Source organism: Spirillospora sp. NPDC127506, from assembly GCF_040302145.1.
In the GTDB taxonomy this organism is placed as follows: Bacteria; Actinomycetota; Actinomycetes; order Streptosporangiales; family Streptosporangiaceae; genus Spirillospora.
In genome coordinates, this window is record NZ_JBEORG010000015.1 from 19,204 (window position 1) to 43,014 (window position 23,811).

Genomic DNA, 23,811 nt, shown 5'->3' on the forward strand with positions numbered 1-23,811 from the left:
GCGTGACCGCCTCTAGCGTTCGAGCAGCGCGCTCACGTGCGCCAGGATCGGGGCGCACAGCTTCGGCAGCCCGGCGGTCTCGCCCATCGCGACCTTGCCGGTGACGAGGGACGCGACGCCGCCGACGAGCATCCGGCAGGCGAACTGCGGATCGGGGAGCGCGCGGAACCGCTCGTCCTCGGTCAGCAGCGCGTCGATGATCTCCATGAAGCCGCGCTGCATCCGGTACCGCAGCGCCGCCGCGGCCGGGCCCGCCGCGTAGATCTCCAGCAGGAACGTGCGGGCGGCCCCGGTGTCGGCGGCCAGTTCCCGCAGGTAGGCGCGCAGCGCCCGTTCGAGCCGCTGCATCACCGGGCCGCCGCCGGCCGCCAGCGCGTCGTCGACGACGCCCATGATCCGGGTCGCGGCCGCCTCGTACGCCGCGAGGAAGCACGCCTGCTTGTCGGCGAAGTGCTGGTAGAAGGTCTCCCGCGACACGTGCGCCCGCTTCAGCACGTCCGCGACCGTCGTCTCGGCGTACCCCTTCTCGCCGACCGCCTGGGTCATGCCCCGCAGCAGCCGTTCCCGCTGGGACGCCGACACCTGCTCGCGGGTCAGGTGATGGCGTCCGCGCGGCAGCGGGGTCGGGCCGTCGGACTCCACCCGCACAAGCTACCAACGAGTTCGGGTTTTCCGAGGAAAATCCCTTTACTGCGAACAACCGTGTTCGCCGTAGTGTTACGGTTCTGTGTGCAATCGGGGGCCGGACGTCCCTGCCGGTACAGGTGGGACGGCCGTGCGATCACGGCCCGGCGCAGCCGGCGTTGGTGAACGTTCCGTCCAGGCAGTGCGCCGCGGGGGCCGATCTGCACTGGACGACGTCCACGGCGCGGCGCTGACCCCGTCGCCGGGCCCGATCGACGAACCCCGATCGCAAGGGAACACCGCGCGGCCCCGCGGTCCCCACCCGCCTTCCCGGCTCCCCCCGCAACCCATCGGCGGTCGCCGGGGTCGACCCATGGCCTCCCCCCAGTCCCGGGCGGCGCGGGCGTCAGGGGAGCAGGCCGGCGCGGCGGGCGGCGGTCACCGCCTCCAGCCGGGTGTGGCTGTCCAGCTTCCGCATCGCGGAGCGGAGGTAGCTCTTCACCGTCTCGGGCAGCAGGCCGAGGCGCTCGGCGGCCTCCGCGTTCGTGCAGCCGATCGCCACGTACGACAGGACGTCCAGCTCGCGCGGCGACAGCACCGGGCGCGGCGCGGTGCGCGACTCGTCCAGCCCGGCGGCGGCGAGGCGCAGCGACGCCCGGCGCAGCCGGTCGCGGGTCGGCAGGTCGTCGACCTGCTCGGCCAGCGCCCGCAGCTCCGCGTGGACGGCCCGCACCTCCTCCCAGCGCGCCGTGGACGTGCAGGGCTCGGCGCGGGCCAGCGCGTCGTCGGCCCGGTCGCGGACGGCGAGGTCCTGTTCGAGGTCGCGGGCCACCTGGACGGCCGCGCCCACGACCCGGTCGGCGAGGCCCAGCGGCTCGCGCAGCGCGCCGTAGATGACCCCGCGGACGCGGCGGCGGACGACGACCGGGACCGCGACGATCGACAGCAGGCCCTCGCGCCCGACGGGCTTGTCGTAGTCGTGGCTGATCGACGCCGCGCACGGATAGTTACTGACCCAGAGGGGCCGTCCCAGCGCCATCGCCTTGCCGCCGAGCCCGTTGCCCTGCCGCACGACGAGGCCGTCCAGCGAGTCGGTCGTGTTCCCGACGAGCTCGGTGATGCGCAGCCTGTCCTGGCCGCTCAGCGCGCCGCCGAACACCATGGGCAGGCCGGTCGTGCGGTGCAGGGTCAGCACCGCGGCCCGGACGGCTCCCGCGTCGTCGCGCGTCATTCCGGGGCGACTCCCCGTGCCTCCCAGTGCAGGCGCATCCATGCTCCCGAGCATGCCCTGCCACGCGCCGTCACGAAAGGTCACCCGCTCAGAAACTCACGCGTGCCTGGCCGAGGCGACGTCCTCCAGGCCCAGGATGTCGATGGCCTCGGCCCTCATCTGCACCTTGCGGATCTTCCCGGTGACCGTCATCGGGAACTCGTCCACGACGTGCACGTAGCGGGGGATCTTGTAGTGGGCGAGCTTGCCCTCGCAGAACGCGCGCAGCTCCCCGGCGGTCAGGCCGGGCACGCCCTCGCGGAGGCGCACCCACGCCATCAGCTCCTCGCCGTACTTCTCGTCGGGGACGCCGATGACCTGCGCGTCCACGATGTCGGGGTGGGTGTAGAGGAACTCCTCGATCTCCCGCGGGTAGATGTTCTCGCCGCCGCGGATCACCATGTCCTTGATGCGGCCGGTGATGTTGACGTAGCCGTCGTCGTCCATCACGGCGAGGTCGCCGGTGTGCATCCACCGGGCGGCGTCGATGGCCTCGGCCGTCTTGTCCGGTTCCTCCCAGTAGCCGAGCATCACCGAGTAGCCGCGCGTGCAGAACTCGCCGGGGGTGCCGCGCGGGACGGTCACACCGGTCTCCGGGTCGATGATCTTGATCTCCAGGTGCGGCAGGACGGTGCCGACCGTGGAGACGCGCCGGTCGAGCGAGTCGCCCGCCCGGGTCTGCGTCGAGACCGGGGACGTCTCGGTCATGCCGTAGCAGATCGCGACCTCGCTCATCCCGAGCCGCTCGATGACCTGCTTCATCACCTCCACCGGGCACGGCGACCCGGCCATGATCCCGGTGCGGAGCGTGGAGAGGTCGAGGCCGTCCAGCGAGGGCTCGTTCAGGACGGCGATGAACATCGTCGGCACCCCGTACAGCGACGTGCAGCGCTCGGCCGCGACCGCTTCCAGGGTCGCCTTCGGGTCGAACGCCGGCGCCGGGATCACGACGCACGCGCCGTGGCTGGTCGCCGCGAGGTTTCCCATCACCATGCCGAAGCAGTGGTAGAAGGGCACGGGGACGCACACGCGGTCCTCTTCGTCGTAGCCGCACAGCTCGCCGACGAAGTAGCCGTTGTTGAGGATGTTGTGGTGCGACAGCGTCGCGCCCTTGGGGAAGCCCGTCGTCCCGGACGTGTACTGGATGTTGATGGGGTCGTCGGCGGTGAGCGTCCGGGCGATGTCGGTGAGGACGGCCGGGTCGGAGGCGCGCCCCGCCTCGATGAGGGCGTCCCAGCCGGGCGTGCCGATGAAGATGACGTCGCGTAGGGCGGCGCACTTCGGCCTGACCTCGTCCACCATCGCCGCATAGTCGGACGTCTTGAACGACGACGCCGACACCAGCGTCCGGATGCCCGCCTGGTTGAGGACGAACTCAAGTTCGTGCACCCGGTAGGCGGGGTTGATGTTGACGAGGATCGCGCCCAGCTTCGCCGTCGCGTACTGGACGAGCATCCACTCGGCGCAGTTCGGCGCCCAGATCCCGACCCGGTCGCCCTTGACGACGCCAAGGTCGCGCAGGCCGAGCGCGACCGCCTCCACGTCGTCGGCGAACTGCTCGTACGTCCAGCGCCGGCCGGACGTCCTGTCGACGAGCACGTCCCGCTCGGAATAGGCGGCGACCGTCTTGTCGAGGTTCGCGCCGATGGTGTCACCGAGCAGCGGCGTAGCCGAAACGCCGGATGCGTAGGAGAGTGTCATCGCAGGTCCTCCTCCCGGAACTCGCCCTCCGGGCGGTCGCCCGCGCCGGGGTGCTTGTCGATCTCGCTGGCGCGCAGCTCGACCCGGCGGATCTTGCCGGAGATCGTCTTCGGCAGCTCGGCGAACTCCAGCAGCCGGATCCGCTTGTACGGGGACAGCTGCGCCCGGCTGTGCGCGAAGATCGCCCGCGCGGTCTCGGCGGTCGGCTCCCAGCCGTTCGCCAGCGTCACGTACGCCTTCGGGACGGCCGCCCGGACCGGGTCGGGCGACGGGACGACGGCGGCCTCCGCCACCGCCTCGTGCTCGATCAGCACGCTCTCCAGCTCGAACGGCGAGATCTTGTAGTCGGACGCCTTGAACACGTCGTCGGCGCGCCCGACGTAGGTGATGTAGCCGTCCTCGTCGCGGGAGCCGATGTCGCCGGTGTGGTAGTAGCCGCCCGCCATCGCCTCGTCGGTGCGGGCCTCGTCGCCGTGGTAGCCGGTCATCAGCCCGAGCGGGCGGTCCTCCAGTTCGAGGCAGATCTCGCCCTCGTCCCCGGGCTCGCCGGTCAGCGGGTCGATCAGCGCGACCCGGTAGCCGGGCAGCGCACGCCCCATCGATCCCGGCTTGACCGGCTGGCCGGGCGTGTTGGCGATCTGGGCGGTCGTCTCGGTCTGCCCGAAGCCGTCCCGGATCGTGCGGCCCCAGGCCGCCTTCACCCGCTCGATGACCTCGGGGTTCAGCGGCTCGCCTGCCGCGACGACCTCGCGCGGCGGGGCGGCGAGCCGGCCGAGGTCGGCCTGGATCAGCATCCGCCACACGGTCGGCGGCGCGCAGAAGCTGCTCACCCCGCACCGGTCCAGCGTGTCGAGCAGCCGGTCGGGGTCGAAGCGCGTGTAGTTGAAGATGAACACGCACGCCTCGGCGTCCCACGGCGCGAAGATGTTGCTCCACGCGTGCTTCGCCCAGCCGGGCGACGAGATGTTCAGGTGGACGTCCCCGGGCCGCAGCCCGATCCAGTACATCGTGGACAGGTGCCCGGCCGGGTAGGACGCGTGCGTGTGCTCGACCAGCTTCGGCTGCGCCGTCGTCCCGGACGTGAAGTACAGCAGCAGCGTGTCCTGCGACATGGTCAGCCCGTACGGGGTGAACCCCTCGGCCTCCTCGTAGGCGTCCCCGTAGGCGACCCACCCCTCGACGGGCTCGCCCACGGCGATCTTCGTGTAGTCGCCCTCGACCCCGTCGAACTTGCCGGTGTCGGCCGAGCCGACGACCACGTGCCGCGCCTTGCCCCGGGTGATCCGGTCCTGCAGGTCGGCCGTGCCCAGCAGCGGCGTGCACGGGATCATGACGGCGCCGATCTTCATCGTCGCCAGCACGGTCTCCCACAGCTCCACCTGGTTGCCGAGCATCAGGATGACCCGGTCGCCGCGCCGCACGCCCGCCCGGCGCAGCATGTTCGCGACCTGGTTGGACCGCCGCGACAACTGGAGGAAGGAGTACTTCGCCTCGGAGCCGTCCTCCTCGACGATCCACAGCGCGGGCGAGTCGTTGCCCTCGGCGATCTTGTCGAACCAGTCCAGCGCCCAGTTGAACCCGGTCAGCACCGGCCAGCGGAACTTCTCGTACGCGGTCGCGTAGTCGTCGCGATGCGCGAGCAGGAAGTCGCGCGCCGCGCGGAACTCGACTGCGGGCATGGTCTCTCCTCGTAGCCGCACGGACACCCGGTCACAAGGATGGTTGGCCATTCGAGTGACCTGCGCCACCCCCGAACGGGGGTAGTAGAGACGGTCCTACCCGCCCGCCACGTGCGCCGACCGCGCCCGCCCCGGCTTCCTCGGCGAGCCCGCGCCCGTCCCACCCGTGCCCGTCCCGTCCGCGACGGCCGCCGCCGAATTCATGAAAATTCAAGGAATGCCAGTCAAGGATGATTTTTTAAAGCTTGGTGCGCCGGCGCCGGGCGTGCCGGAGCGGTGGAAGGTAGCGTTTTTCCTGGTGAGCGGGACATCGCCCACCGCGGCACGCCAGGGGAAAGGAAGAGATCATGACTATGGCCACCGCGAAAGCGGCCGCTCCCTTCCGCGTCGGCGAATGGCTTCCGTCCGACTCGCAATTTCTCGGCGAATGGCTCGACGATCTCATCGAGCGGGTGGAGGCGCAGGGCGACGTCCCGCTGCTGCCCGTCGTGGCGGACTTCCGGCGGCTGATCGAGGACGACCCCGAGGTCTACATGCTCTTCACCTTCATGCTCACCCAGGTGACGAGGAAGCACACCCCGACCGGGGATCCGCAGGTCAAGACGGTCGAGCAGATGCTCAAGCTGTTCAACCACATCATGACGCACGCTCCGGAGTTCAACGAGAGCGGTCTCGTCGGATTCCCGATCAACGCGATCCTCGACTGGGCGATGGGGACGCACGCCGGATTCGCCGCGTTCCTCAACGACAAGGTCAACGCGCAGTTCAAGAAGATGCTGAACGAGTGGGGGAGGTTCCTGAAGTCCCCCGACTCGACGTCGGTGCTCAACACCTCGGAGCACGGCTGGTTCGGTCCGCACGCGAAGAAGAAGATGCCGAAATTCGCCGAGGAGTTCGTGTGCGACCCGTCGCAGCCGCACTACGGGTTCACCTCGTGGGACGATTTCTTCACGAGGCGTTTCCGCGAAGGCGTCCGGCCGGTCGCCGACCCGGCGGACCAGGACGTCATCGTGAACGCGTGCGAGTCCGCGCCGTACCGCCTCAGCACGGGGGTGCGCAGGCACGACGACTTCTGGGTGAAGGGCCAGCCGTACTCGCTGGCGCACATGCTCGCGAACGACCCGCTGGTGGACGAGTTCGCCGGCGGCACCGTCTACCAGGCGTTCCTGAGCGCCTTCAGCTACCACCGGTGGCACAGCCCCGTCGACGGCCGGGTCGTCAAGGCCTACGTCCAGGACGGCACGTACTACTCCGAGACGCCCGCGGAGGGCTTCGACCCCGCGGCGCCGAACGACTCGCAGGGGTACATCACGGAGGTCGCCACCCGCGCGATGATCTTCATCGAGGCGGACAACCCGGAGATCGGGCTCATGTGCTTCCTGCCGGTCGGCATGGCCGAGGTCTCCACCTGCGAGATCACGGTGTACGAGGGCCAGCGGGTGCGGAAGGGCGACCAGCTCGGGATGTTCCACTTCGGCGGGTCCACCCACTGCCTGATCTTCCGCCCGCAGACGAACATCCGCTTCGACTTCCACGGCCAGCGGCCGAGCCTGCACGCCAAGAACATCTTCGTGAACTCGGCGATCGGAAGGGTGGTCCGCTCATGAACCGCACCATGACGAACCGGATGGCCGCGAACCCGCCGGCCGCGAACCCGCCGGCCGCGAACCCGCGCCACCGGGTGCGGAGCCGCCCGCCCGCGCTGCTGGCCGAGCTGTTCGAACGGCAGACGGGCAGGAAGTACGAACCGCCGCCGTCGGCGACCTACCGGAACGACACGCCGTCGCCGGTCCACGCGGTACCCGAGTTCGCCGACATGGGCGGCGTCCTCATCGCCTACCCCGGCACCGTCGCGCAGCCGACCTCGCACATCCAGCTGCCGCCGACGGGACCCCGGACCTTCGGGATCCCCGACGAGCTCATCATCCGGATGCAGCAGGCGGACGCCGAGCGGCCCGTGCACATCTTCGTCCTGTGCGACGACGCGGCCGAGCTCCCGGCGGTCCGCGAGAGGCTGGGCCGCGTCGCGGAGACGATGGACCTGCCCTACGACCCGGACCTCATCCACTTCGTGCCCTGGGACACCGACACGTACTGGACGCGCGACTACGGCCCCTGGTGGGTGAAGAACGAGGACAGCGGCCGCTACGGCATCGCCAAGCACATCTACACCAGCCTCGGCGGCGGCTCCGTCGGCCTGGTGGAGGGCGCGGAGCACGTCACCGCGCGCGAGGGCCTCGGCATCTTCCGGCCCAACGACGACTCCGGCGCCGCCAAGTTCTCCGACTACCTCAACGCGCCGATACGCGCCTGGAACGCGGCGCACTGGGGCGGGGACGGGCATCAGAAGAAGCTGGCCCCGATACCGCCGCACGACTGGTACTGCACCGGGCTGCTGGAGGTCGGCGGGAACTACATGGTGACCGACGGCGACGCCGTCGCGTCCACCTACCTGGTCGCCACGCAGAACGAGCTGCCGGTCGCCGGCAAGGGGCCGTCCGACGGCCCGCCGAGCGCCGAGGTCCTCGCCGAGCGGATGAAGTACATCCTCGACCAGTTCAACCGGTTCATGGGCTCGCACACCTACTACGCGGCCCAGGACCCGACCGGAACCTACATCGGCCACATCGACTGCTGGGGGAAGTTCCTCGCCCCCGGGAAGATCCTCATCGCCGACTCCGAGGATCCCGACATCAGCGCCAAGTTCGCCGAGATATGCGCGTTCTTCCAGAAGAACGGCTTCGACGTCACCCGGGTCATGTGCCAGGACGTGTACATCCCGCAGGTCACCCCGGACCAGGCGGCGACGACGGCCGCCTACACCAACAGCCTGATCCTCAACGACCACGTGTACGTGCCGCTCGCCGGGCATCCGCACGAGGAGAACGACCAGGCGGCGCTGGACGCCTACCGGAAGGCCCTTCCCGACCACGAGATCGTCGGGATCCCCAGCAAGCCGGACACGCCGTGGCTCGGCACCGACGCCCTGCACTGCCGCACCCACGGCGTGCCCAGGGACGTCATCGACGCCTGGTCGCGCGCCCAGGTGCCGGCCTGAACCGCGCGACGGGAAGCCCGCCCGCACCCCGCTGAAAGGAACAGGCGCCATGTGCACGAGCATCATGGCCGGCAAGGAAGCGACGGCCGGCGGCGTGGCGATCGTCTCCAGGAACGAGGACTTCGTCCGCAACAACTGGAACAAGTACCTCACCTACCGACCTCTGCCGCAGTACAAGGTCCCCGGCACGCCGTCGGTCGCCGGCGGGGTGTGGACGCTCGGCAACGGCCTGGCGGTGCCGGTGCCCGAGGCGGCGCATCCCTACAGCGCCATGCCCGACGCGGCGGGCGCGAGCGAGGCGAGCAGCGGCATCGGCGACGGCTTCTACTTCGAGGAGCGCGGTGTCAACGGGCGCAACGTCGCCGTCTCCGCGACCAACTCCATGACGTCCAACGAGCGTGCCGAGCAGGCGGACCCGTTCGTGTCGCCGGGGGTCGCGGAGTCCGTCATCCCCACGCTGATCCTGCCGCAGGCGCACACCGCGCGCCACGGCGTGCGACTTCTCGGCTCCTACGTCGAGGAGAGGGGCGCGCAGGAGCCGAACGGCGTCCTGATCGCCGATCTCGACGAATGCTGGTACGTCGAGATCGGCTCGGGCCACCACTGGATAGCGGTCCGGGTCCCCGGCGACGCCTACATCGCGGTCGCCAACGGCATGCGCGTCCACGGCGTCGATCTGGACGCCGACGGCACGCTCCATTCGGCCGGGCTCTTCGACTGGGTGCGCGACAACCGCCTCCTCGCGCATCCCGACCGGCATTCCTTCGATTTCGCGCAGGCGTTCGGGATTCCCGGCGTCCCCTACAACGTCGACCGGATCTGGCTCGCGCAGTCCATCCTGACCCCCTCGCTCCACCAGCGCCCGCGGCTCCCGCGGTATCCGCTGTTCCTCCGCCCCGACGCGCCCATGCGGGTCACCGACGTGATGCGCGTGCTCCGGGCGACGTACAAGGGCACCGTGCTGGACGGCGTGGCCGAGCGTCCCATCGGCTACGAGAAGACGGCGGAGAGCCACATCATCACGCTCGACCCGGCCATGCCGCCCGAGCTCGCCGCCCTCATCTGGCAGGCGGTGAGCACGCCGCTCGGCGCACCGTACGTCCCGCTCTACAGCGTGACGCGGGAGCTTCCCGCCTCCTACACCAGCGGAGGGAACGTCTTCTCGCCGGTGTCGGCGTACTGGGCGTTCCACGGCGCCCATGTGCTGCGCCTGCACGCCGATGAGGCGGTTCGGGCGCGGGTCCCGGACTGGGCGCCGGAGTTCGAGGAGCTGTGCGTCGAGCAGGCGCCGTGGATGCGGACCGTCCTGGCCGACGCCTACGGGACGGACCGGGCTGGCGCCGTCAGCCTCGCGGCGCGCCACGGCTTCGGCCTCGCCGCCCAGGCCGTCGACCGCGCCGTCGCGGCCACCGCCGAGCTCATCACCGAGACGGCCGCCGAGGACGCGACCGCCCACCACCGCAAGATCGCCGCGCTCGCGGCCTGACCCGGGCATGCGCGAGCCCCCGGCCGCGGGTGCGGCCGGGGGCTCGCCGGTCCGGTCAGCGCTTCAGGGAGCGCAGCAGCTCGCGGGTCTCGGCGCGGCGGTCCCACGCGATGGCGGCGAACACGACGGCGAAGGCGGCGGGCATCGCGCTCCAGGCCGGGTCCAGCACCAGGATCTGGGTGAGGATCGCGCCGGCCATCAACCCGATCAGCCCGGCCGCGGCGAGGCCGGCCAGGCGCGGGATCAGCAGGCCGATCGCGCCGGCGACCTCGACGACGCCGGTGACGTAGCGGAACCACTGGCCCCAGCCGATCTGCTCGAAGGACTCGACGGCGTCGGCCTGGCCCATCAGCTTGGGGAGCCCGGAGGCGATCAGCAGGAACGCCGCGAGCAGGATCTGCGCGACCCACAGCGCCTTGCGGCGCGTGCCGCGGACGGCGGTGGCGGACGGGGCGGTGCGGGCGGTCTGAGCGGTCATGGCGGTGGTCCTTCCGTGCGGTGCGTCTCATCGGCCTTTCACTGACGCGTCGCACGGCCCTCGCCCGGATCGACATCCCGCCGGATTTTTCTTCAAGATTTTTTCGGGCGATCGCATCTGCCCAGGTGGGAGGGGTTCCGATGCCCCGGGAGCGTGGGGAAGCGTCCCCCGGGCGCTGCTCTGGCGGATCGTCCCGTTTTGTGCGGAAATGAAGGGAGATGGCGGCGGTGAGGTGGGGGGCGTCATGCCGGTACGGGCCGGTGGGATCGAGTTGCACGCGGGACCCGCGCTGCTGGGCGGGCCCGACGACCTGGACGCGGTGATCCGCGAGTTCGTCGGCGGCGCGCGCCACACGCTGCGCGTCGCCGTGCAGGAGCTGGACTCCCGGCCGATCGCGCAGGCGATCCTCGCGGCGCGGGCGCGCGGCGTCCGCGTGCAGGTCATCCTCGAAGGCGACTACCTGCGGGAGGACCGGTCCCCTGCCGACCCGTGGGCGCCGGCGGGGGCCAACGAGGAGAACCGCCTCATCCACGCCGCGCTGCTGCGAGCGGGGGTGGACGTCGTCACGGACCTGAACCCCGCGATCTTCCACCAGAAGTTCATCGTGCGCGACTCCGGCGAGTCGACGGCGGCGGTGCTGACCGGGTCGGCGAACTTCACGCTCACCGACACCGGCACCAACCCGGCCGGCGGCTCGGCGGCGAAGGCGGGCAACAACCTCAACCACGTCCTGGTGCTGCACGGCCGCCGCGCCGCCGCCCTCTACCTGGAGGAGTTCCTCCGGATGCGCTCGGGCACGTTCGGGGCCATGCACGAGCGGGTCGAGCCGCGCCCGGCGGAGTTCCGGCTGGGGCAGGTCCGCGTCAAGCCGCTGTTCGCGCCGCGGCACGGGCCGGAGATGGAGATCATGAAGCAGATGCTGAAGGCGGCCGCGAGCGTGGACTTCGCGATGTTCACCTTCGCCAGGTCGTCCGGCATCGACGACACGATGATCCGGCTCGCGCCGTCGCTGGCGCGCATCCGCGGCGTCCTGGACCGCGGCCAGGGCGCGCAGGCGTGGGCCGCGACCGACCCTTTGAAGGCCGCGGGGGTGGAGTTGTTCGCGAACAAGCCCGGCACCGGCGTCCGGAAGGTCCACCACAAGCTCATGGTGAGCGACGAGCGCCTCGTGATCGCGGGCAGCTTCAACTACACCGCCCCGGCCACGACGCTGAACGACGAGAACATCATCGTCCTCGGCGACCTGGAGGAGACCCGCGAGGACGCCGAGGCCGCGCAGCGCCGGATCGCCTCGTTCGCCCTCGGCGAGATCTCGCGGATCATCACCGACCTCTCCCGCCCGGCCTGAGGCCGCGTTGTGGAACGAGGCATGGCCATGCTCCGCCGCTTCGATCTCACTCACTGCGAGGGTTTGGGCGGTACAAGGCACGGTCGTCTAGCGGTCGCTCCGCCCGCGACGCCTAGCTGGAAGGGATGTACGGCGGGGCCACGCCCCATCCCCAGTGGGGCATGGGGGCCTCCAGGGGCGGGGTCGCGTCCGGCTGGGAGTTGGCCAGGGCTATGCGGGTGCCCCACTCGATGTAGGACGCGAAGGCGGCGCGGAACTCCGGGTCGTCGGGGAGGCCCACCTCGTCCGCCGCGTCCATCAGGAGGGAGACCCAGCGGCGGCGCTGCTGCTCGGTGATGCCGCGGCCGAGGTGCTGCCGGACCATGTGGTGGTAGCCGCCGCGCTCCTCGCTGTAGCGCTCGGGGCCGCCGAAGACCTCGCTCAGCCAGGCCGCGACCCATTTCGGGTGGTCGTGCGCCATGTGCTCGAACAGGGGGAGGAGCAGGTCGTCCTTGAGGACGTTCGTGTAGAAGACCTCGGTGAGGCGCTCGAAGGCTTCGCGTCCGCCCGCCCAGTCGTACATCGTCGGGACGGACGAGCCGGCGCCGCGCACGGGCGTCGGCTCGTAGTGCCGCATCTCCTCGATCTGCTGGACGTACGGCTTGATCTCGGCGAAGAAGGCGGGGAAGTGCTCGCCGCCGCGGAAGCCCCGCATGTGGTCGTCGGCGGAAGTCCAGCCGATGCGCAGGATGTACGACGAGGGTTCGTCGACGCAGCGGGTCAGCTCGTAGTCCACGCACTGCGGTGCGGCGGAGAGCGGGACGGAGGCCCGGGCGTAGGCCGCCTCGAACTCGTCGGCCCGCTGCGGGTCGATGCGGTAGCGGATGTACTCGACGATCACGACGCCCCCAAGGGTGCTTCCGGGTCAGGTAATCACTGTAATGCTGTAATCACCCGCTCGGAAGCGCGTTTGTGCTCATTTGACGGTGAGCTGGGGGAAGTTCACGAGTGGCGGTGAGAGTCCACCGTTGCGGCCGGAGACTCCTCGCCGGGGGCGCCGTGCCGGGCATCCGGTCCGGCATCACCGGCGGTGCGGTGAAGCAGCCGGGGGCGCCCGGCCGGGTGATCGGCGTGCTGCCCGATCACCCGGCCGGAAGCCCGGCGATCAGCCCTTGGCGGCGGAGGAGCGGCGCAGCCAGGCGACCGCTCCGGCGGCCAGCGCGATGACCAGCACGATCAGGCCGATCCAGAGCCAGCCGGACGAGCCGGACGACTTCCCGGCCGCCGGGGCGGCGGCCGGCGACGAGGCCGGGGCCGGGTCCTGCGCGGTGGCGGACGACCCCTTCACGGTGAACGTGTAGGTGCCCTCGACCGGATGCCCGTCCGAGGACACGACGCGCCAGCCCACCGTGTACTCGCCGTTCGGCAGCGCGCCGCCGACCGCCTGCGTGACCTTGTTGTCGACCGCCTTCGCCGGCCCCGACTGGTACTGCTTCTTGGACGCGTCCATCACGACGACGCGCGGCAGCCGCACCGGATCGGCGTAGGTGAGGACGATCTGGGACGGCGCCGCGACCGCCGCGTCCTTCGCCGGGCTGGCCGACGTGAGCGAGGTGTGGGCGGAGGCCGGGGCCGCCGTCAGGGCGAGGGCCGTGCCGACCGCCAGGGCGCCCGCCGCGAGCCGCCGCATCATGCCCGGCTCCGCGCGCGGCTCAGGCCGTAGCCGCCGAGGCCGAGACCGACCGCGCCGACCGCGATGCCGATCCCGCCGAGCAGCCGCGCCGTCCCGTCATCGGTAGACGCCGCGGCCTTCTCGGCCGGCTCCCGCTGGGCGGTCAGGCCGGCCGTCGGCGCGGCGTCCTTCGGGGTGAGCTTGAGCGTCGGCGCGGGATGCTCCGGTTCGGCGGCGCCCTCGGCCGGCTCCTCCTCCCACTTGACGACCTCGCCGTTCGAGTACGTCTGGTCGGCCTTGAACATCAACTGGTCGGTGTCGTCCGGGAGCGGGCCCATCGACACCTCGAACTCCTGGAACTGGCCCGGCTCGATCTCGCCGCCGGACCAGGTGATCGTGGTGACCGCCTCGGTCAGCTCGCCGCCGTGGGACTTGACCGGCTTCGGCAGCTTCGACTTCTCCGCCTTCACCTTCCAGCCGGGGGTGGGACGGACCGACACCGACGCCAGCGGGTGCTCGACGGGCAGGTGCACCACCACCTTCGTGGTGGCGGCGCCGTCGCGCTCGTTCGGGACCCGGAACGACACCTTGGCGTACGAGCCCTGCTCGGCGGACTTCGGGTTGGCGGTGACGTGGGCGGACGCGGCCGTCGCGAGCCCCGCGACGGACAGGGCGGCCAGGGACGCGATGGCGCCGATCCGGCGCGCATGCGGGAAGAAGGGCATGAGGGAACTCCGTTCGAGTCGTACGGGGGATCACCGGACGCGGATCGGCGTCCGGGGTGGCGTACGGCGCCCGCCTCAGCGGCTCAGAGCCTCAGAGGTGTGCGAGCGCCCTCGAACGGGGCGGGGGACCCCGCCGGACGACCTGGTGCCGCAGCACCCGGCCGACGGCCTCGCCGACCGGTGCGGCCGGGACCACCGGGACCGGCCGCGGGGGCGCCGCCTCCTCGATGGTCAGCAGGGCGAGCAACAGCCCGATGGGGCGGTCGGCCGCGGCCGCGACCCAGCGGGCCATCGTCCACGTGGCCCGCTCGCCGCGCCGCAGCCACAATGCGGCGACCAGCGCGGCCACGCAGTGCGCGAGCATCATGATCAGGCCGTTGCCGCCGCCGTGCGCCGCCATCGTCTGCGCACCGTCCGCCATGGCCGCGTGCATGGCGGGCGTGTGGTCCGCCATCGCGGGCATGTGCGCCGCTGTGGCGCCGGGGGGCGCGACCGCGGGCACGGGGTGCGCCGCCGACGCGTTGGTGAACAGCGCGTGCAGCGCGAACTGCCCGCCGAGGAGCCCGCCCAGGATCGTGGCCAGCGAGCGCTCGTGGCCCGCCAGCATCATCGTGACGCCGAGGACCGCGCAGAACCCGGTCGCCCCGGCCCACGGCGGAACCGCGGCCCCGCCTGCGAGGACGTGCCCGAGGATGGCCAGCGCGACGCACACGGTGGCGAAGACCACCGCGCGTGCGGTCCGGAACCAGGGCCTGCGGGGACGCTCGGACATGACGGCACCATCGTGCCACCACGGTCGCCGGCCGTGCAGCCGCCCCCACCAACTCGCCGACACGCCCAACATCTTGGGGTTGCACATAGATCGCCGACTAGATGTAGGGTTTCAATCCCGTGCTGGTACGCCCCCGCCGTCCGCGGCGGGGGCGTCGTAAGAGCGGACCCCAGGCGAATCCGGGGCCGGCTCCGCTCCCGACCGGGCGTTCCGAACTTCCGCGGCTGGGCACTCGTTGAACGGAGACCTAGGCCGAGGAGGACGCATGCCTTCCGTCGTCAACCGGATCATGAGGTACGCCCGGAGCCCGCAGGCCCGCCGGATGCGGGCGAAGGCCGAACGCTACGCCCGCGACCCGCGCACGCAGGCCAAAATGCGCGGCCTGCTGGCCCGATTCCGAGGCGGCGGCGGCCGCCGCCGCTGACGCCCCCGCTTGCGAGGCCCGTCCCGCCTTCCGGGGCGGGCCTTCTCGCGGGCCGGCGGCGGGTTCCCGATTGGGCGGGGGCACTGGCGACCCCGCCCGCCGTTTTGCGTGGTCACCGTCCTGCCGAGCCGGTGCGGCGCCGGGGCCGGGACGCCCATAGGCTGCCCTTCATGACCGGCGAGTACCAGCACTGGGAGACCGTCCCCACGCGGTGGAAGGACAACGACGTCTACGGGCACGTCAACAACGTCGTCCACTACTCGCTCATGGACACCGTCATCAACGAGTGGATGATCCGGACGGCCGGTTTCGACCCCGCGGAGTCCGCCGCCATCGGCCTGTGCGTCGAGTCGCACTGCGAGTACAAGGCCGAGGTGTCGTTCCCGGACGCGATCAGGGTCGGCCTGCGCATCGGCAGGCTCGGCCGGTCCAGCGTGCGCTGGGAGATCGGCATGTTCCGCGCGTCCGACGGGGCGCTCATCGCCGAGGGCCACTTCGTGCACGTCTTCGTCGACCGGCGCACCCGCCGCCCCGTGGAGATCGCGGGCGCCGTCCGCACCGAGATGGAGAAGCTGCTCACCCCATGATCGAGACCCGCGCCGCCGTCCTCGTCGAGTCGGGGCGGCCCGCCCCGTACGCCGCCTCCCGCCCGCTGGAGATCGCCGGCCTGCGCCTCGACCCGCCCGGCCCCGGCGAGCTGCTGGTGCGGATCGGGGCCGCCGGGCTGTGCCACTCCGACCTGTCCGTCATCAACGGCTCCCGCCCGCGCCCGCTCCCGATGGCGCTCGGCCACGAGGCCGCCGGTGAGGTGATCGAGACCGGGCCGGGGACCGAATTCGTCCCGGGTGACCATGTCGTTCTCGCGTTCGTCCCGGCGTGCGGCCACTGCGAGCGTTGTGTCGCCGGACGTCCCGCGCTGTGCGGCCCGGGTGCGGCGGCCAACGGCGCGGGCACCCTCCTCGGCGGCGGGAGGCGCTTCATCGCCCCGGACGGCGGCCGTCCACACCACCATCTGGGCGTGTCGGCGTTCTCCGAGTACACCGTCGTGTCGTCCCGCTCCGCCGTGAAGATCGACCCCGACCTGCCGTTCGACATCGCCGCGCTGTTCGGCTGCGCCGTGCTGACCGGCGCCGGTGCCGCTCTCTACAGCGCCGCCGTCGTTCCGGGCGACACGGTCGCCGTGTTCGGCTTGGGCGGCGTCGGGCTTTCCGCCGTCCTCGCCGCCAAGGCCGCCGGAGCCGCGACGGTCTACGCGATCGACCTCGTCCCGGACAAACTCGACCTCGCGGAGAAGCTGGGCGCGCACCCTGTCGAGGGCGGCGCGGACGCCACCGAAGCCCTCCGCGACCTGACCTCCGGCGGCGCGGAGAAGGTCATCGACACGACCGGCGTGGTCCCCGTCCTGGAGCAGGCGTACGCCGCCACCCGTGCGGGCGGGACAACGGTCACCGTCGGCCTGCCCGCGCCCGGCGTCCCGCTGACTCTCCCCGCACTCACCCTGGTGGCGGAGGAGAAGACCCTTCGGGGCAGCTACCTGGGGTCGTGCGTGCCGCGCCGCGACGTCCCGCGCTTCATCGCCATGTACCGCAACGGCGCCCTTCCCGTGGACGCCCTGCTCTCCGGCCGCCTCCCACTGGACGACATCAACGAGGGCTTCGACACCCTCCACACCGCCCAAGCCGTCCGCCAGCTGATCACTTTCACCGGCGACTGAGCCGTCCTCACAGCAACCGCGGAAACCCCCGCTTGACCGCGACCGCCCGGGCCGGAACCCGCGTCTCGACGAGAGCGGGAGCGGCCCTCGGCATGGTCAGGCGGGGACGTCCATGGATTGCGTCCCGATGACCTTGAGCAGCCGCAGGGTCTCGTACTCCCGAGACCCCGGCTCCGCCGTGAAGATGATCAGCTGCTGGTCCTGGCCGGGGATGGTGAGGATGTCGAAGTCGAGTGCGACCTCGCCCACCTGCGGATGCTCGAACCGCTCCCGTGCGTGGTGCTCGATCCGCAGCTCCTGCGACTTCCACAGGCGCGCGAACTCCTCGCTGCCCTCCACCAGCTCGTCCACCAGCGCCCGGATCTCCCGGTTCCGCGGATACCGGGCCATCGCCACCCGCAGGTAGCTGACGGACGTGACCACGAACTCGGAACGGTCGGCCACACGGCGGGCGGGGTCGAGGAAGTACCGGCGCAGCAGGTTCCGGTCGGGCCCGCCCATCTGGGCGAAGTCCCCGAACAGGGCGGCGGCGAGCGGGTTCCAGGCCAGCACGCGGCACGTGTCGTCCACCACGAAGGCGGGCGCGTCGGTGAGCCGGCCGAGCAGGCTCCGCGTGCCCGGCGCCACCTCGCGGGACGGGCCGTCCACGCGGTCCCGCTCGCGCTCCCCGGCGAGCTCGAACAGGTGGGCCCGCTCCTGGTCGGACAGCCGCAGCGCCCGCGCGATGCCGTGCAGCACCTGCCGCGACGGGTTGCGTCCCCGTCCCTGCTCCAGCCGGCTGTAGTGGTCGACGGAGATGTGCGCGAGCTGCGCCACCTCCTCGCGGCGCAGCCCGGGGGTCCTTCGCCGCGGCCCGTGCGGCAGCCCGACGTCCTCGGGCCGGATCCGCTCCCGCCTGGCCCGCAGGAACTCCGCAAGCGCGCGCTTGTCCATGCCGTCCACAGTACGGCGGGTCCTTCCCGCTCAGCCTGGCACTCTCAGTCCCTGGCCGCTCCCGACCCGCGCGGGCAGCGTGGACGCCGAGCACCGAAGGGAACGGCAATGCACATCTTCATGACGGGCGCCAGCGGCTACCTGGGCGGCGTGGTCGCCGAACACCTCATCAAGGCGGGCCACGAGGTCTCCGCACTGGCCCGCTCGGACGCCTCCGAGGCCCGCGTCACCGCCCTGGGGGCCAAGGCCGTCCGCGGCGACCTGACCTCCGTCGACGCCCTGCGCGAGGCGGCCCGCTCGTCGGACACGGTCATCCACACCGCCGTGGACTACATGAACCCGCGCATGCGCGAGATCGAAGAGGCCGCCCTGGACGCGTTCCTCGCCGCCGCCAGGCCCCTGATCTACACGAGCACCGGCCTCGTCTACCCGGACACCGGCGGGGAGCCGGTCACCGAGGACACCCCGACCGATCCGGAGACGTCCCCGCAGCCCTGGAAGGTGCTGGGCGAACGCCAGGCGCTCCAGGCCGAGAACGCCACCGTGATCCGCGCCGCGCTGATCTACGGCCGGGGCGGCTCCGGTCTCCTGGAGGGCATGTTCGCGTCCGCCCGGCAGAACGGCGTGACCGTCTACGTCGAGGACGGCGCGAACGAGTGGTCCTCCGTCCACGTCGACGACCTGGCGTCCCTCTACGCCGCCGCGGCGGCCCGCCCGTCCGGCCGGACGATCATCAACGCGGCCTCGCGGACCCGCACCCCGATGCGCGACATCGCCGCCGCCGTGGCGGACACGGCCGGCGCCGAAGCGATCTCTCTGACCCGCACCGAGGCCCGCGACCTCCTCGGCCCCTTCGCCGACGTCCTGACCCGCTCGTCCCCCTTGGACCCGACCCGCGCGGAAACGAACTATGACTGGCGCCCGACCGCCCCGCCCCTCCTGACCGACCTCCGCACCGGCTCCTATACCTGACCCACCCGACCCGCCACCCGGCAATTGCCGTGGTCGGGCGTTATTCGGTGGCGAGGAGGATGGAGCCCACCACGCTGCCCGCCATTCCGGTGATCTTGGCGTTCGTAAGATCGGTTTTGTCGAAGGCGGCCATTCAGGTCAGTACCTGGGTCGTCAGGAGTTGCTCGAAGTCTTTCTCGAATGCCTCGTAGAGGGTGCGTAGCGCGGGGCCGGGCCAGGTGGGCGGGAGGAGGGACGGGGGGAGGAGCGGGTCGTTCAGCAGGTGGCGCAGGACGGCGGCGGCCAGGGTGAAGCGGTCGGCCATCTCCGTGGCGGACGTCAGGGCCGTGCGGAGGGCCTCGGCCTTCTCCGTCCAGGCGTCCAGGTCCCAGAGGGTGGCGGCGAGGAGGGCCGGGTCCTCTTCGGGGCGGCCCGTCAGGAACGTGCACTGGCGGACGACCGGGTCCGGGCGGGCGCGGGTCAGGTTGGCGGGGCGCAGCCAGGTGCCCTCGCGCAGTTCGGCGAGGCGGAGGGCGGACATGGCCTGGCGCAGCGCGGCGCGGTCGGCGGCGGGGCGGCGTTCGGCGGTGATGACGGCGATCTCCCAGGCGCCGTCCCACGGGCGGGTCGGGGGGAGGCGGGCCTCGTCCTGGCGGGCCTGGCGGGCGAGGAGGCGCTCGGTGAGCGCGTACGCGCCGCCGGACTGGACGAGGTCGCCCGCTGCCACCATGCGGGACAGCGCCACCCGGATCGTGCCCTCGGCGATGCCGAACAGGTCGCCGACGCGGACGAGGTGGCGGGCCGGCAGGCGGGGCGGGTGGACGCCGAGCAGCGTGCTCAGCACGACTGAGCGGGCGGTGAGCGGGCGGATCTCCGGGCTGTCCATGGCTGGTTACGACCCTACCGGGATTACAGTCTTCCATCATGTGACCGAAAAGCGTAATGTCGGGGGCATGACGTCCTATCTGATCGAGCCGTTCGACCGGCTTCCGTTCGGCGGCGCGGAGAAGGCGCGCCGGTACGCGACCGAGCGCTACCAGGGCGCGGTGGGCCGCAACTGGTACGACTGCGACCCCACACTGCGGTTCCTCATGCGGCGGTACCTCGGGGACGGGTTCGGCTGGGCCGAGCCGCGGCTGAAGGAGATGGGCGCGCTGATGGGCGGGCCGATCGCCGAGCGGGCCGAGGAGACCGACCGGAACCCGCCGCGCCTGGAGAAGTACGACCGGTGGGGGCGCGACATCAGCGAGGTCGTCATGCCGCCGTCGTTCGAGGCGGCCAGGAGGGATCTCGTCGCGACGTCGTTCACGCGGCCCGACTTCGTCGCGGAGGCGAAGGCGAACGGGGTCGATCCCGCGCCGCTGGGCGTGGCGTGGAGCTACCTGCTCGACCAGGCCGACATCGGGATGGCGTGCGCGCTCGGCACCGGCGGCGACATGGTCGTCCGGCTGACCGAGATGTTCGCGCCCGAGGACGTGAAGGAGCGGGTGCGGGAGCTGTTCGCCGCCGGGGAGATGTCCGGCGAGGCCGCGCAGATGCTCACGGAGCGGTCGGGCGGGTCCGATCTGGGCGCGCTGGAGTCGACGGCGTCCAAGGACGGGGACGCCTGGCGGCTCAACGGGCTCAAGTGGTTCGCGTCCAACGCCAACGGGTCGGCGTTCGTGGTGCTGGCGAAGTCGGAGGGCGCGGCCGACGGGGTGCGGGGCATCGCGCCGTTCCTCGTCCTGAAGGAGCGGCGGGACGGGTCGCGCAACGGCGTCCGCGTCCGGCGGCTCAAGGACAAGCTCGGCACGCGGTCGGTCGCGTCGGCGGAGATCGAGTTCACGGACGCGGAGGCGTTCCTGCTGGCCCCGGCCGCGAGCGCCGGCCAGGGCGGGGACGGCAAGGGCCTCGCCCGCATGATGGAGCTGACGAACGGCGCGCGCCTCGGCATCTCGATGATGGGGCTCGGGTGCGCGCGCAGGGCGCTGGTCGAGTCGCTGTGCTACGCGCGGGCGAGGGAGGCGTTCGGGGCCGCGCTCATCGATCAGCCGCTCATGCGGCGCAAGCTGGCCGAGCTGATCGTGGAGACCGAGGCCGTCCAGGCGCTGGTGTTCGACGGGTACCTGGGCCGGCCCAGGCTGCGCATGGGCGCCGCGCTGATCAAGCTGCGGGCGTCCCGGCTCGGCGTGACGGCGGCGAGCGACGCCATCGAGATCCACGGCGGCAACGGATACATCGAGCAGTGGCCGGTGGCGCGCATCCTGCGGGACGCGCAGGTCAACCCCATCTGGGAGGGCGGCGACAACATCCTGTGCCTGGACGTCCGCCGGGCCATCGAGCGGCAGGACGCGCACGAGCCGTTCCTCGACCGGCTGACCCAGGCCGTCCAGAAGGCGCCGCCCGGGGACGACGCGACCGCCGCCCTGGTCGCGCAGCGCATCGAGCAGCTCCGCGAGACCATAGAAGTATGGCGCGGCCTTGACCGGACCGTCGCCGAGGCGCGGCTCTTCCCGCTCGCCCAGTACATGGCGGACGTCTACGCGGCGGCGCTCCTGCTTGAGCAGGCGGGCTGGGAGCATAAGGATTCCGGGGCCGACCGCAAGGCGCTCGTCGCCCGCCTCTACGCTCGGACGCACCTCGCCGACACCGGCCCGCTGCGCGGGATCGACGCCCCGGCCGAGGACCTCGAACGCTTCAAGGACCTGGCCGACGGCGCGTTCACCGCGGACTAGCGTTCACCAGGTGCGTTGACACGCGGCGTGTTGGCCTTATCGGCGCGCTCATAGGGGCAACACGCCGCAAGTCGACGAGGTGAGGAGGACGCGTGGGAGTACGTGTTGAGCGGGACGGGCCGGTCACGACAGTGATCATGTCGCGTCCGGAGACCCGGAACGCCGTGGACGGGGCGACGGCGCGCGAGCTGGCCGAGGCGTTCCGCGCGTTCGACGCGGACGGGTCCGCCGCCGTCGCCGTCCTGTGGGGCGAGGGCGGGACGTTCTGCTCCGGCGCCGACCTCAAGTCGATCGGCACCGGGCGCAGCCCCCGCGTCGACCCGCCCCCCGCGGACGGCCCGCTCGGCTGCACGCGGATGCGGCTGTCCAAGCCGGTGATCGCGGCGGTCGCGGGCCACGCGGTCGCCGGCGGGCTGGAGCTGGCCCTCTGGTGCGACCTCCGGGTCGCCGAGGAGGACGCGACGTTCGGCGTCTACTGCCGCCGCTGGGGCGTCCCGCTCGTGGACGGCGGGACGTTCCGGCTGCCCCGGCTGATCGGCGCGAGCCGCGCGATGGACCTGATCCTCACCGGGCGCCCGGTGCCCGCGAAGGAGGCGTTCGAGATCGGGCTGGTGAACCGGCTCGTCCCGCCGGGCGCGTCCCGGGAGGCCGCCGAGAGGCTCGCCGCGGAGCTGTCCGCGTTCCCGCAGGCGTGCCTGCGCAACGACCGCATGTCGCTGCTGGAGGCGGAGGGGCGCCCCGAGGACGAGGCGATCGCCGTCGAGTACCGGTACGGGATCGGCTCGCTGGCCGAGGCCGCCGAGGGCGCCGCCCGGTTCGCGGACGGCCGCGGCCGCCACGGCGACTTCACCGACATCTGACCCCGCGCGCCGGGCGTCCGGACGTCCGCGTCCGGAGGTCCGCGCGCAGGACGTCCGTACGCCGGGGCGGGAGGCGCCGCATCCCGCGCGCCGGAACGTTCGAAAAACGTTGACCGAATCAGATTCGGTCCCGTAGGTTCTCGTGTGGCGGCAGTCACGACCGAGGAGCAGAGCGATGACGCTCACCGTGGAACGCGCGGGGCTGGACCTCGCCGACCCGATGGCCTACGCGGACGACCGGCGGTTCCACGCGTCGCTCGCCCTGCTGCGCCGCGAGTCGCCGGTGCACTGGGTGGACGCCCCCGGCTACACCCCCTTCTGGGCGATCACCCGGCACGAGGACGTCCTGGAGATCGAGCGCAACCACCAGATCTTCCTCAACGCGCCGCGCCCGCTGCTCGGCACCACCGAGTTCGACGAGATGAACCGGCAGCGCGCCGAGCAGGGCATCGCGCTGCGCACGCTGATCCACATGGACGACCCCGACCACCGGGTCATCCGGGCGATCGGCGCGGACTGGTTCCGGCCGCGCGCGATGCGGGCGCTGGAGCCGCGCATCAGGGAACTCGCGAAGCGGTACGTCGACCGGATGGTCGACCTCGGCGGCGAATGCGACTTCGCGCAGGAGATCGCCGTCCATTTCCCGCTGTACGTGATCCTGTCGCTGCTCGGGCTCCCCGAAAGCGACTTCGGCCGCATGCTGAAGCTGACGCAGGAGCTTTTCGGCGGCGATGACGCGGAGTTCCAACGCGGCACCACCAACGAGGAGAAACTGCAGGTCCTCCTCGACTTCTTCGCCTATTTCCAGGAGCTGACGCAGGCGCGCCGCAAGAACCCGACCGACGACCTCGCGTCCGCCATCGCGAACGCGCGGGTCGACGGGGAGCCGCTCAACGACTTCGACACCGCCTCCTACTACGTCATCATCGCGACGGCCGGGCACGACACCACCAGCGCGACGATCTCCGGCGGCCTGCATGCCCTCATCGAGCACCCCGACCAGCTCGAACGCCTCCGCGACAAGCCGGAGCTGATGCCCTTCGCGGTGGACGAGATGATCCGCTGGGTGACGCCCGTCAAGGAGTTCATGCGCACCGCCGCGCAGGACTACGAACTGCGCGGCGTCACCATTCGCGAGGGCCAAGCGGTGCTGCTCTCCTACCCGTCCGCGAACCGGGACGAGGACGTCTTCGACGAGCCGTTCCGCTTCGACGCCGGACGCGACCCGAACAAGCACCTGGCGTTCGGTTTCGGCGTCCACTACTGCCTCGGCGCGGCACTCGCCCGCATGGAGATCCGCGCGTTCTTCGAGGAACTGCTGCCCCGCCTCCACTCCATCGAACTCGCCGGGACGCCGGAGAGCCTCGCCACCACCTTCGTCGGGGGCCTGAAGCGCCTTCCGATCCGGTACTCCATCGCCTGA

The 23,811-nt window shown here is 71.7% G+C and carries 22 protein-coding genes; 11 read left to right on the top strand and 11 right to left on the bottom strand.

Annotated elements, in window-relative coordinates:
- Positions 1-12: 12 nt before the first annotated feature.
- The 4 genes from ABTW95_RS16470 to ABTW95_RS16485 form a co-directional block, all read right to left on the bottom strand.
- Positions 13-642, bottom strand: a complete 630-nt coding sequence (locus ABTW95_RS16470) for a TetR/AcrR family transcriptional regulator (RefSeq protein ID WP_396447948.1) — start codon at positions 640-642, stop codon at positions 13-15.
- Between the two features lie 388 nt (positions 643-1,030).
- Complete coding sequence (locus ABTW95_RS16475; protein ID WP_396447949.1) at positions 1,031-1,855, bottom strand: helix-turn-helix transcriptional regulator; 825 nt, start codon at positions 1,853-1,855, stop codon at positions 1,031-1,033.
- Positions 1,856-1,951: 96 nt separating this feature from the next.
- Complete coding sequence (locus ABTW95_RS16480; protein WP_396447950.1) at positions 1,952-3,595, bottom strand: AMP-binding protein; 1,644 nt, start codon at positions 3,593-3,595, stop codon at positions 1,952-1,954.
- The gene (locus ABTW95_RS16485) at positions 3,592-5,274 is read right to left on the bottom strand and encodes an AMP-binding protein (RefSeq protein ID WP_396447951.1); all 1,683 of its coding nucleotides are present in this window, start codon (positions 5,272-5,274) and stop codon (positions 3,592-3,594) included. Before ABTW95_RS16485 ends, ABTW95_RS16480 begins: the two co-directional genes overlap by 4 nt.
- A gap of 347 nt (positions 5,275-5,621) precedes the next feature.
- Here ABTW95_RS16485 and ABTW95_RS16490 point away from each other — a divergent pair, with 347 nt between their 5' ends.
- The 3 genes from ABTW95_RS16490 to ABTW95_RS16500 are packed head-to-tail and all read left to right on the top strand — an operon-like array spanning position 5,622 to position 9,818.
- Positions 5,622-6,881: a phosphatidylserine decarboxylase family protein gene (locus ABTW95_RS16490; RefSeq protein WP_396447952.1), complete on the top strand. Its 1,260-nt coding sequence runs from the start codon at positions 5,622-5,624 to the stop codon at positions 6,879-6,881.
- Positions 6,878-8,332 (top strand): agmatine deiminase family protein, encoded by a 1,455-nt coding sequence (locus ABTW95_RS16495; protein ID WP_500226679.1) that lies wholly within the window; start codon positions 6,878-6,880, stop codon positions 8,330-8,332. Before ABTW95_RS16490 ends, ABTW95_RS16495 begins: the two co-directional genes overlap by 4 nt.
- Before the next feature lie 49 nt (positions 8,333-8,381).
- Positions 8,382-9,818, top strand: a complete 1,437-nt coding sequence (locus ABTW95_RS16500; protein WP_500226680.1) for a C69 family dipeptidase — start codon at positions 8,382-8,384, stop codon at positions 9,816-9,818.
- A gap of 55 nt (positions 9,819-9,873) precedes the next feature.
- On the opposite strand, the gene ABTW95_RS16505 is transcribed toward ABTW95_RS16500, so the two are convergent.
- Complete coding sequence (locus ABTW95_RS16505) at positions 9,874-10,296, bottom strand: DoxX family protein (protein ID WP_500226681.1); 423 nt, start codon at positions 10,294-10,296, stop codon at positions 9,874-9,876.
- Between the two features lie 244 nt (positions 10,297-10,540).
- Between ABTW95_RS16505 and ABTW95_RS16510 the strand changes: the two genes are divergently transcribed.
- A complete protein-coding gene (locus tag ABTW95_RS16510) occupies positions 10,541-11,644 on the top strand; it encodes a phospholipase D-like domain-containing protein (RefSeq protein ID WP_500226682.1) in 1,104 nt (367 codons plus the stop codon).
- A 112-nt stretch (positions 11,645-11,756) separates the two neighbouring features.
- Here ABTW95_RS16510 and ABTW95_RS16515 read toward each other — a convergent pair whose 3' ends face one another.
- The 4 genes from ABTW95_RS16515 to ABTW95_RS16530 form a co-directional block, all read right to left on the bottom strand.
- Positions 11,757-12,524, bottom strand: a complete 768-nt coding sequence (locus tag ABTW95_RS16515) for a group II truncated hemoglobin (protein WP_396447959.1) — start codon at positions 12,522-12,524, stop codon at positions 11,757-11,759.
- 264 nt (positions 12,525-12,788) lie between these two features.
- Positions 12,789-13,316 (bottom strand): copper resistance CopC family protein, encoded by a 528-nt coding sequence (locus tag ABTW95_RS16520; RefSeq protein ID WP_396447960.1) that lies wholly within the window; start codon positions 13,314-13,316, stop codon positions 12,789-12,791.
- Positions 13,313-14,020 (bottom strand): YcnI family copper-binding membrane protein, encoded by a 708-nt coding sequence (locus tag ABTW95_RS16525; protein WP_396447961.1) that lies wholly within the window; start codon positions 14,018-14,020, stop codon positions 13,313-13,315. The genes ABTW95_RS16520 and ABTW95_RS16525 overlap by 4 nt, the downstream gene beginning before the upstream one ends.
- 91 nt (positions 14,021-14,111) lie before the next feature.
- Complete coding sequence (locus ABTW95_RS16530) at positions 14,112-14,792, bottom strand: hypothetical protein (protein ID WP_500226683.1); 681 nt, start codon at positions 14,790-14,792, stop codon at positions 14,112-14,114.
- A 265-nt stretch (positions 14,793-15,057) separates the two neighbouring features.
- Between ABTW95_RS16530 and ABTW95_RS16535 the strand changes: the two genes are divergently transcribed.
- The 3 genes from ABTW95_RS16535 to ABTW95_RS16545 all read left to right on the top strand — a co-directional run bounded on the left by ABTW95_RS16535 (position 15,058) and on the right by ABTW95_RS16545 (position 16,930).
- The gene (locus ABTW95_RS16535) at positions 15,058-15,216 is read left to right on the top strand and encodes a hypothetical protein (protein WP_396447964.1); all 159 of its coding nucleotides are present in this window, start codon (positions 15,058-15,060) and stop codon (positions 15,214-15,216) included.
- Positions 15,217-15,386: 170 nt separating this feature from the next.
- The gene (locus ABTW95_RS16540; protein ID WP_396447965.1) at positions 15,387-15,803 is read left to right on the top strand and encodes an acyl-CoA thioesterase; all 417 of its coding nucleotides are present in this window, start codon (positions 15,387-15,389) and stop codon (positions 15,801-15,803) included.
- Positions 15,800-16,930, top strand: a complete 1,131-nt coding sequence (locus ABTW95_RS16545; protein WP_396447966.1) for a zinc-dependent alcohol dehydrogenase family protein — start codon at positions 15,800-15,802, stop codon at positions 16,928-16,930. The genes ABTW95_RS16540 and ABTW95_RS16545 overlap by 4 nt, the downstream gene beginning before the upstream one ends.
- Before the next feature lie 96 nt (positions 16,931-17,026).
- Here the strand turns inward: ABTW95_RS16545 and ABTW95_RS16550 are convergent, their stop codons facing one another.
- Complete coding sequence (locus tag ABTW95_RS16550) at positions 17,027-17,863, bottom strand: helix-turn-helix transcriptional regulator (RefSeq protein WP_500226684.1); 837 nt, start codon at positions 17,861-17,863, stop codon at positions 17,027-17,029.
- A gap of 108 nt (positions 17,864-17,971) precedes the next feature.
- On the opposite strand from ABTW95_RS16550, the gene ABTW95_RS16555 reads away from it, so the two are divergent.
- Positions 17,972-18,835 (top strand): NAD-dependent epimerase/dehydratase family protein, encoded by an 864-nt coding sequence (locus tag ABTW95_RS16555; RefSeq protein WP_500226685.1) that lies wholly within the window; start codon positions 17,972-17,974, stop codon positions 18,833-18,835.
- Positions 18,836-18,968: 133 nt separating this feature from the next.
- Here ABTW95_RS16555 and ABTW95_RS16560 read toward each other — a convergent pair whose 3' ends face one another.
- Positions 18,969-19,700, bottom strand: coding sequence for a PaaX family transcriptional regulator C-terminal domain-containing protein (locus ABTW95_RS16560; protein ID WP_396447969.1), 732 nt, complete (start codon positions 19,698-19,700; stop codon positions 18,969-18,971).
- Between the two features lie 67 nt (positions 19,701-19,767).
- Between ABTW95_RS16560 and ABTW95_RS16565 the strand changes: the two genes are divergently transcribed.
- The 3 genes from ABTW95_RS16565 (at position 19,768) to ABTW95_RS16575 (ending at position 23,811) form a co-directional block, all read left to right on the top strand.
- Positions 19,768-21,528: an acyl-CoA dehydrogenase family protein gene (locus ABTW95_RS16565; RefSeq protein WP_500226686.1), complete on the top strand. Its 1,761-nt coding sequence runs from the start codon at positions 19,768-19,770 to the stop codon at positions 21,526-21,528.
- Between the two features lie 92 nt (positions 21,529-21,620).
- On the top strand, positions 21,621-22,388 hold the full coding sequence (locus tag ABTW95_RS16570; RefSeq protein WP_396447971.1) for a crotonase/enoyl-CoA hydratase family protein: 768 nt from the start codon (positions 21,621-21,623) through the stop codon (positions 22,386-22,388).
- 175 nt (positions 22,389-22,563) lie between these two features.
- Positions 22,564-23,811 carry a cytochrome P450 gene (locus ABTW95_RS16575; protein ID WP_396447972.1) on the top strand — a complete coding sequence of 416 codons (1,248 nt, stop codon included), beginning with the start codon at positions 22,564-22,566 and terminating at the stop codon, positions 23,809-23,811.

Bases quoted from the DNA above. Each gene is read 5' to 3' on its own strand.
- ABTW95_RS16475 (WP_396447949.1), bottom strand. From the start codon at position 1,855: ATGACGCGCGACGACGCGGGAGCCGTCCGGGCCGCGGTGCTGACCCTG.
- ABTW95_RS16480 (WP_396447950.1), bottom strand. From the start codon at position 3,595: ATGACACTCTCCTACGCATCCGGCGTTTCGGCTACGCCGCTGCTCGGT.
- ABTW95_RS16485 (WP_396447951.1), bottom strand. From the start codon at position 5,274: ATGCCCGCAGTCGAGTTCCGCGCGGCGCGCGACTTCCTGCTCGCGCAT.
- ABTW95_RS16490 (WP_396447952.1), top strand. From the start codon at position 5,622: ATGACTATGGCCACCGCGAAAGCGGCCGCTCCCTTCCGCGTCGGCGAA.
- ABTW95_RS16495 (WP_500226679.1), top strand. From the start codon at position 6,878: ATGAACCGCACCATGACGAACCGGATGGCCGCGAACCCGCCGGCCGCG.
- ABTW95_RS16500 (WP_500226680.1), top strand. From the start codon at position 8,382: ATGTGCACGAGCATCATGGCCGGCAAGGAAGCGACGGCCGGCGGCGTG.
- ABTW95_RS16505 (WP_500226681.1), bottom strand. From the start codon at position 10,296: ATGACCGCTCAGACCGCCCGCACCGCCCCGTCCGCCACCGCCGTCCGC.
- ABTW95_RS16510 (WP_500226682.1), top strand. From the start codon at position 10,541: ATGCCGGTACGGGCCGGTGGGATCGAGTTGCACGCGGGACCCGCGCTG.
- ABTW95_RS16520 (WP_396447960.1), bottom strand. From the start codon at position 13,316: ATGATGCGGCGGCTCGCGGCGGGCGCCCTGGCGGTCGGCACGGCCCTC.
- ABTW95_RS16525 (WP_396447961.1), bottom strand. From the start codon at position 14,020: ATGCCCTTCTTCCCGCATGCGCGCCGGATCGGCGCCATCGCGTCCCTG.
- ABTW95_RS16530 (WP_500226683.1), bottom strand. From the start codon at position 14,792: ATGTCCGAGCGTCCCCGCAGGCCCTGGTTCCGGACCGCACGCGCGGTG.
- ABTW95_RS16535 (WP_396447964.1), top strand. From the start codon at position 15,058: ATGCCTTCCGTCGTCAACCGGATCATGAGGTACGCCCGGAGCCCGCAG.
- ABTW95_RS16540 (WP_396447965.1), top strand. From the start codon at position 15,387: ATGACCGGCGAGTACCAGCACTGGGAGACCGTCCCCACGCGGTGGAAG.
- ABTW95_RS16545 (WP_396447966.1), top strand. From the start codon at position 15,800: ATGATCGAGACCCGCGCCGCCGTCCTCGTCGAGTCGGGGCGGCCCGCC.
- ABTW95_RS16550 (WP_500226684.1), bottom strand. From the start codon at position 17,863: ATGGACAAGCGCGCGCTTGCGGAGTTCCTGCGGGCCAGGCGGGAGCGG.
- ABTW95_RS16555 (WP_500226685.1), top strand. From the start codon at position 17,972: ATGCACATCTTCATGACGGGCGCCAGCGGCTACCTGGGCGGCGTGGTC.
- ABTW95_RS16560 (WP_396447969.1), bottom strand. From the start codon at position 19,700: ATGGACAGCCCGGAGATCCGCCCGCTCACCGCCCGCTCAGTCGTGCTG.
- ABTW95_RS16565 (WP_500226686.1), top strand. From the start codon at position 19,768: ATGACGTCCTATCTGATCGAGCCGTTCGACCGGCTTCCGTTCGGCGGC.
- ABTW95_RS16575 (WP_396447972.1), top strand. From the start codon at position 22,564: ATGACGCTCACCGTGGAACGCGCGGGGCTGGACCTCGCCGACCCGATG.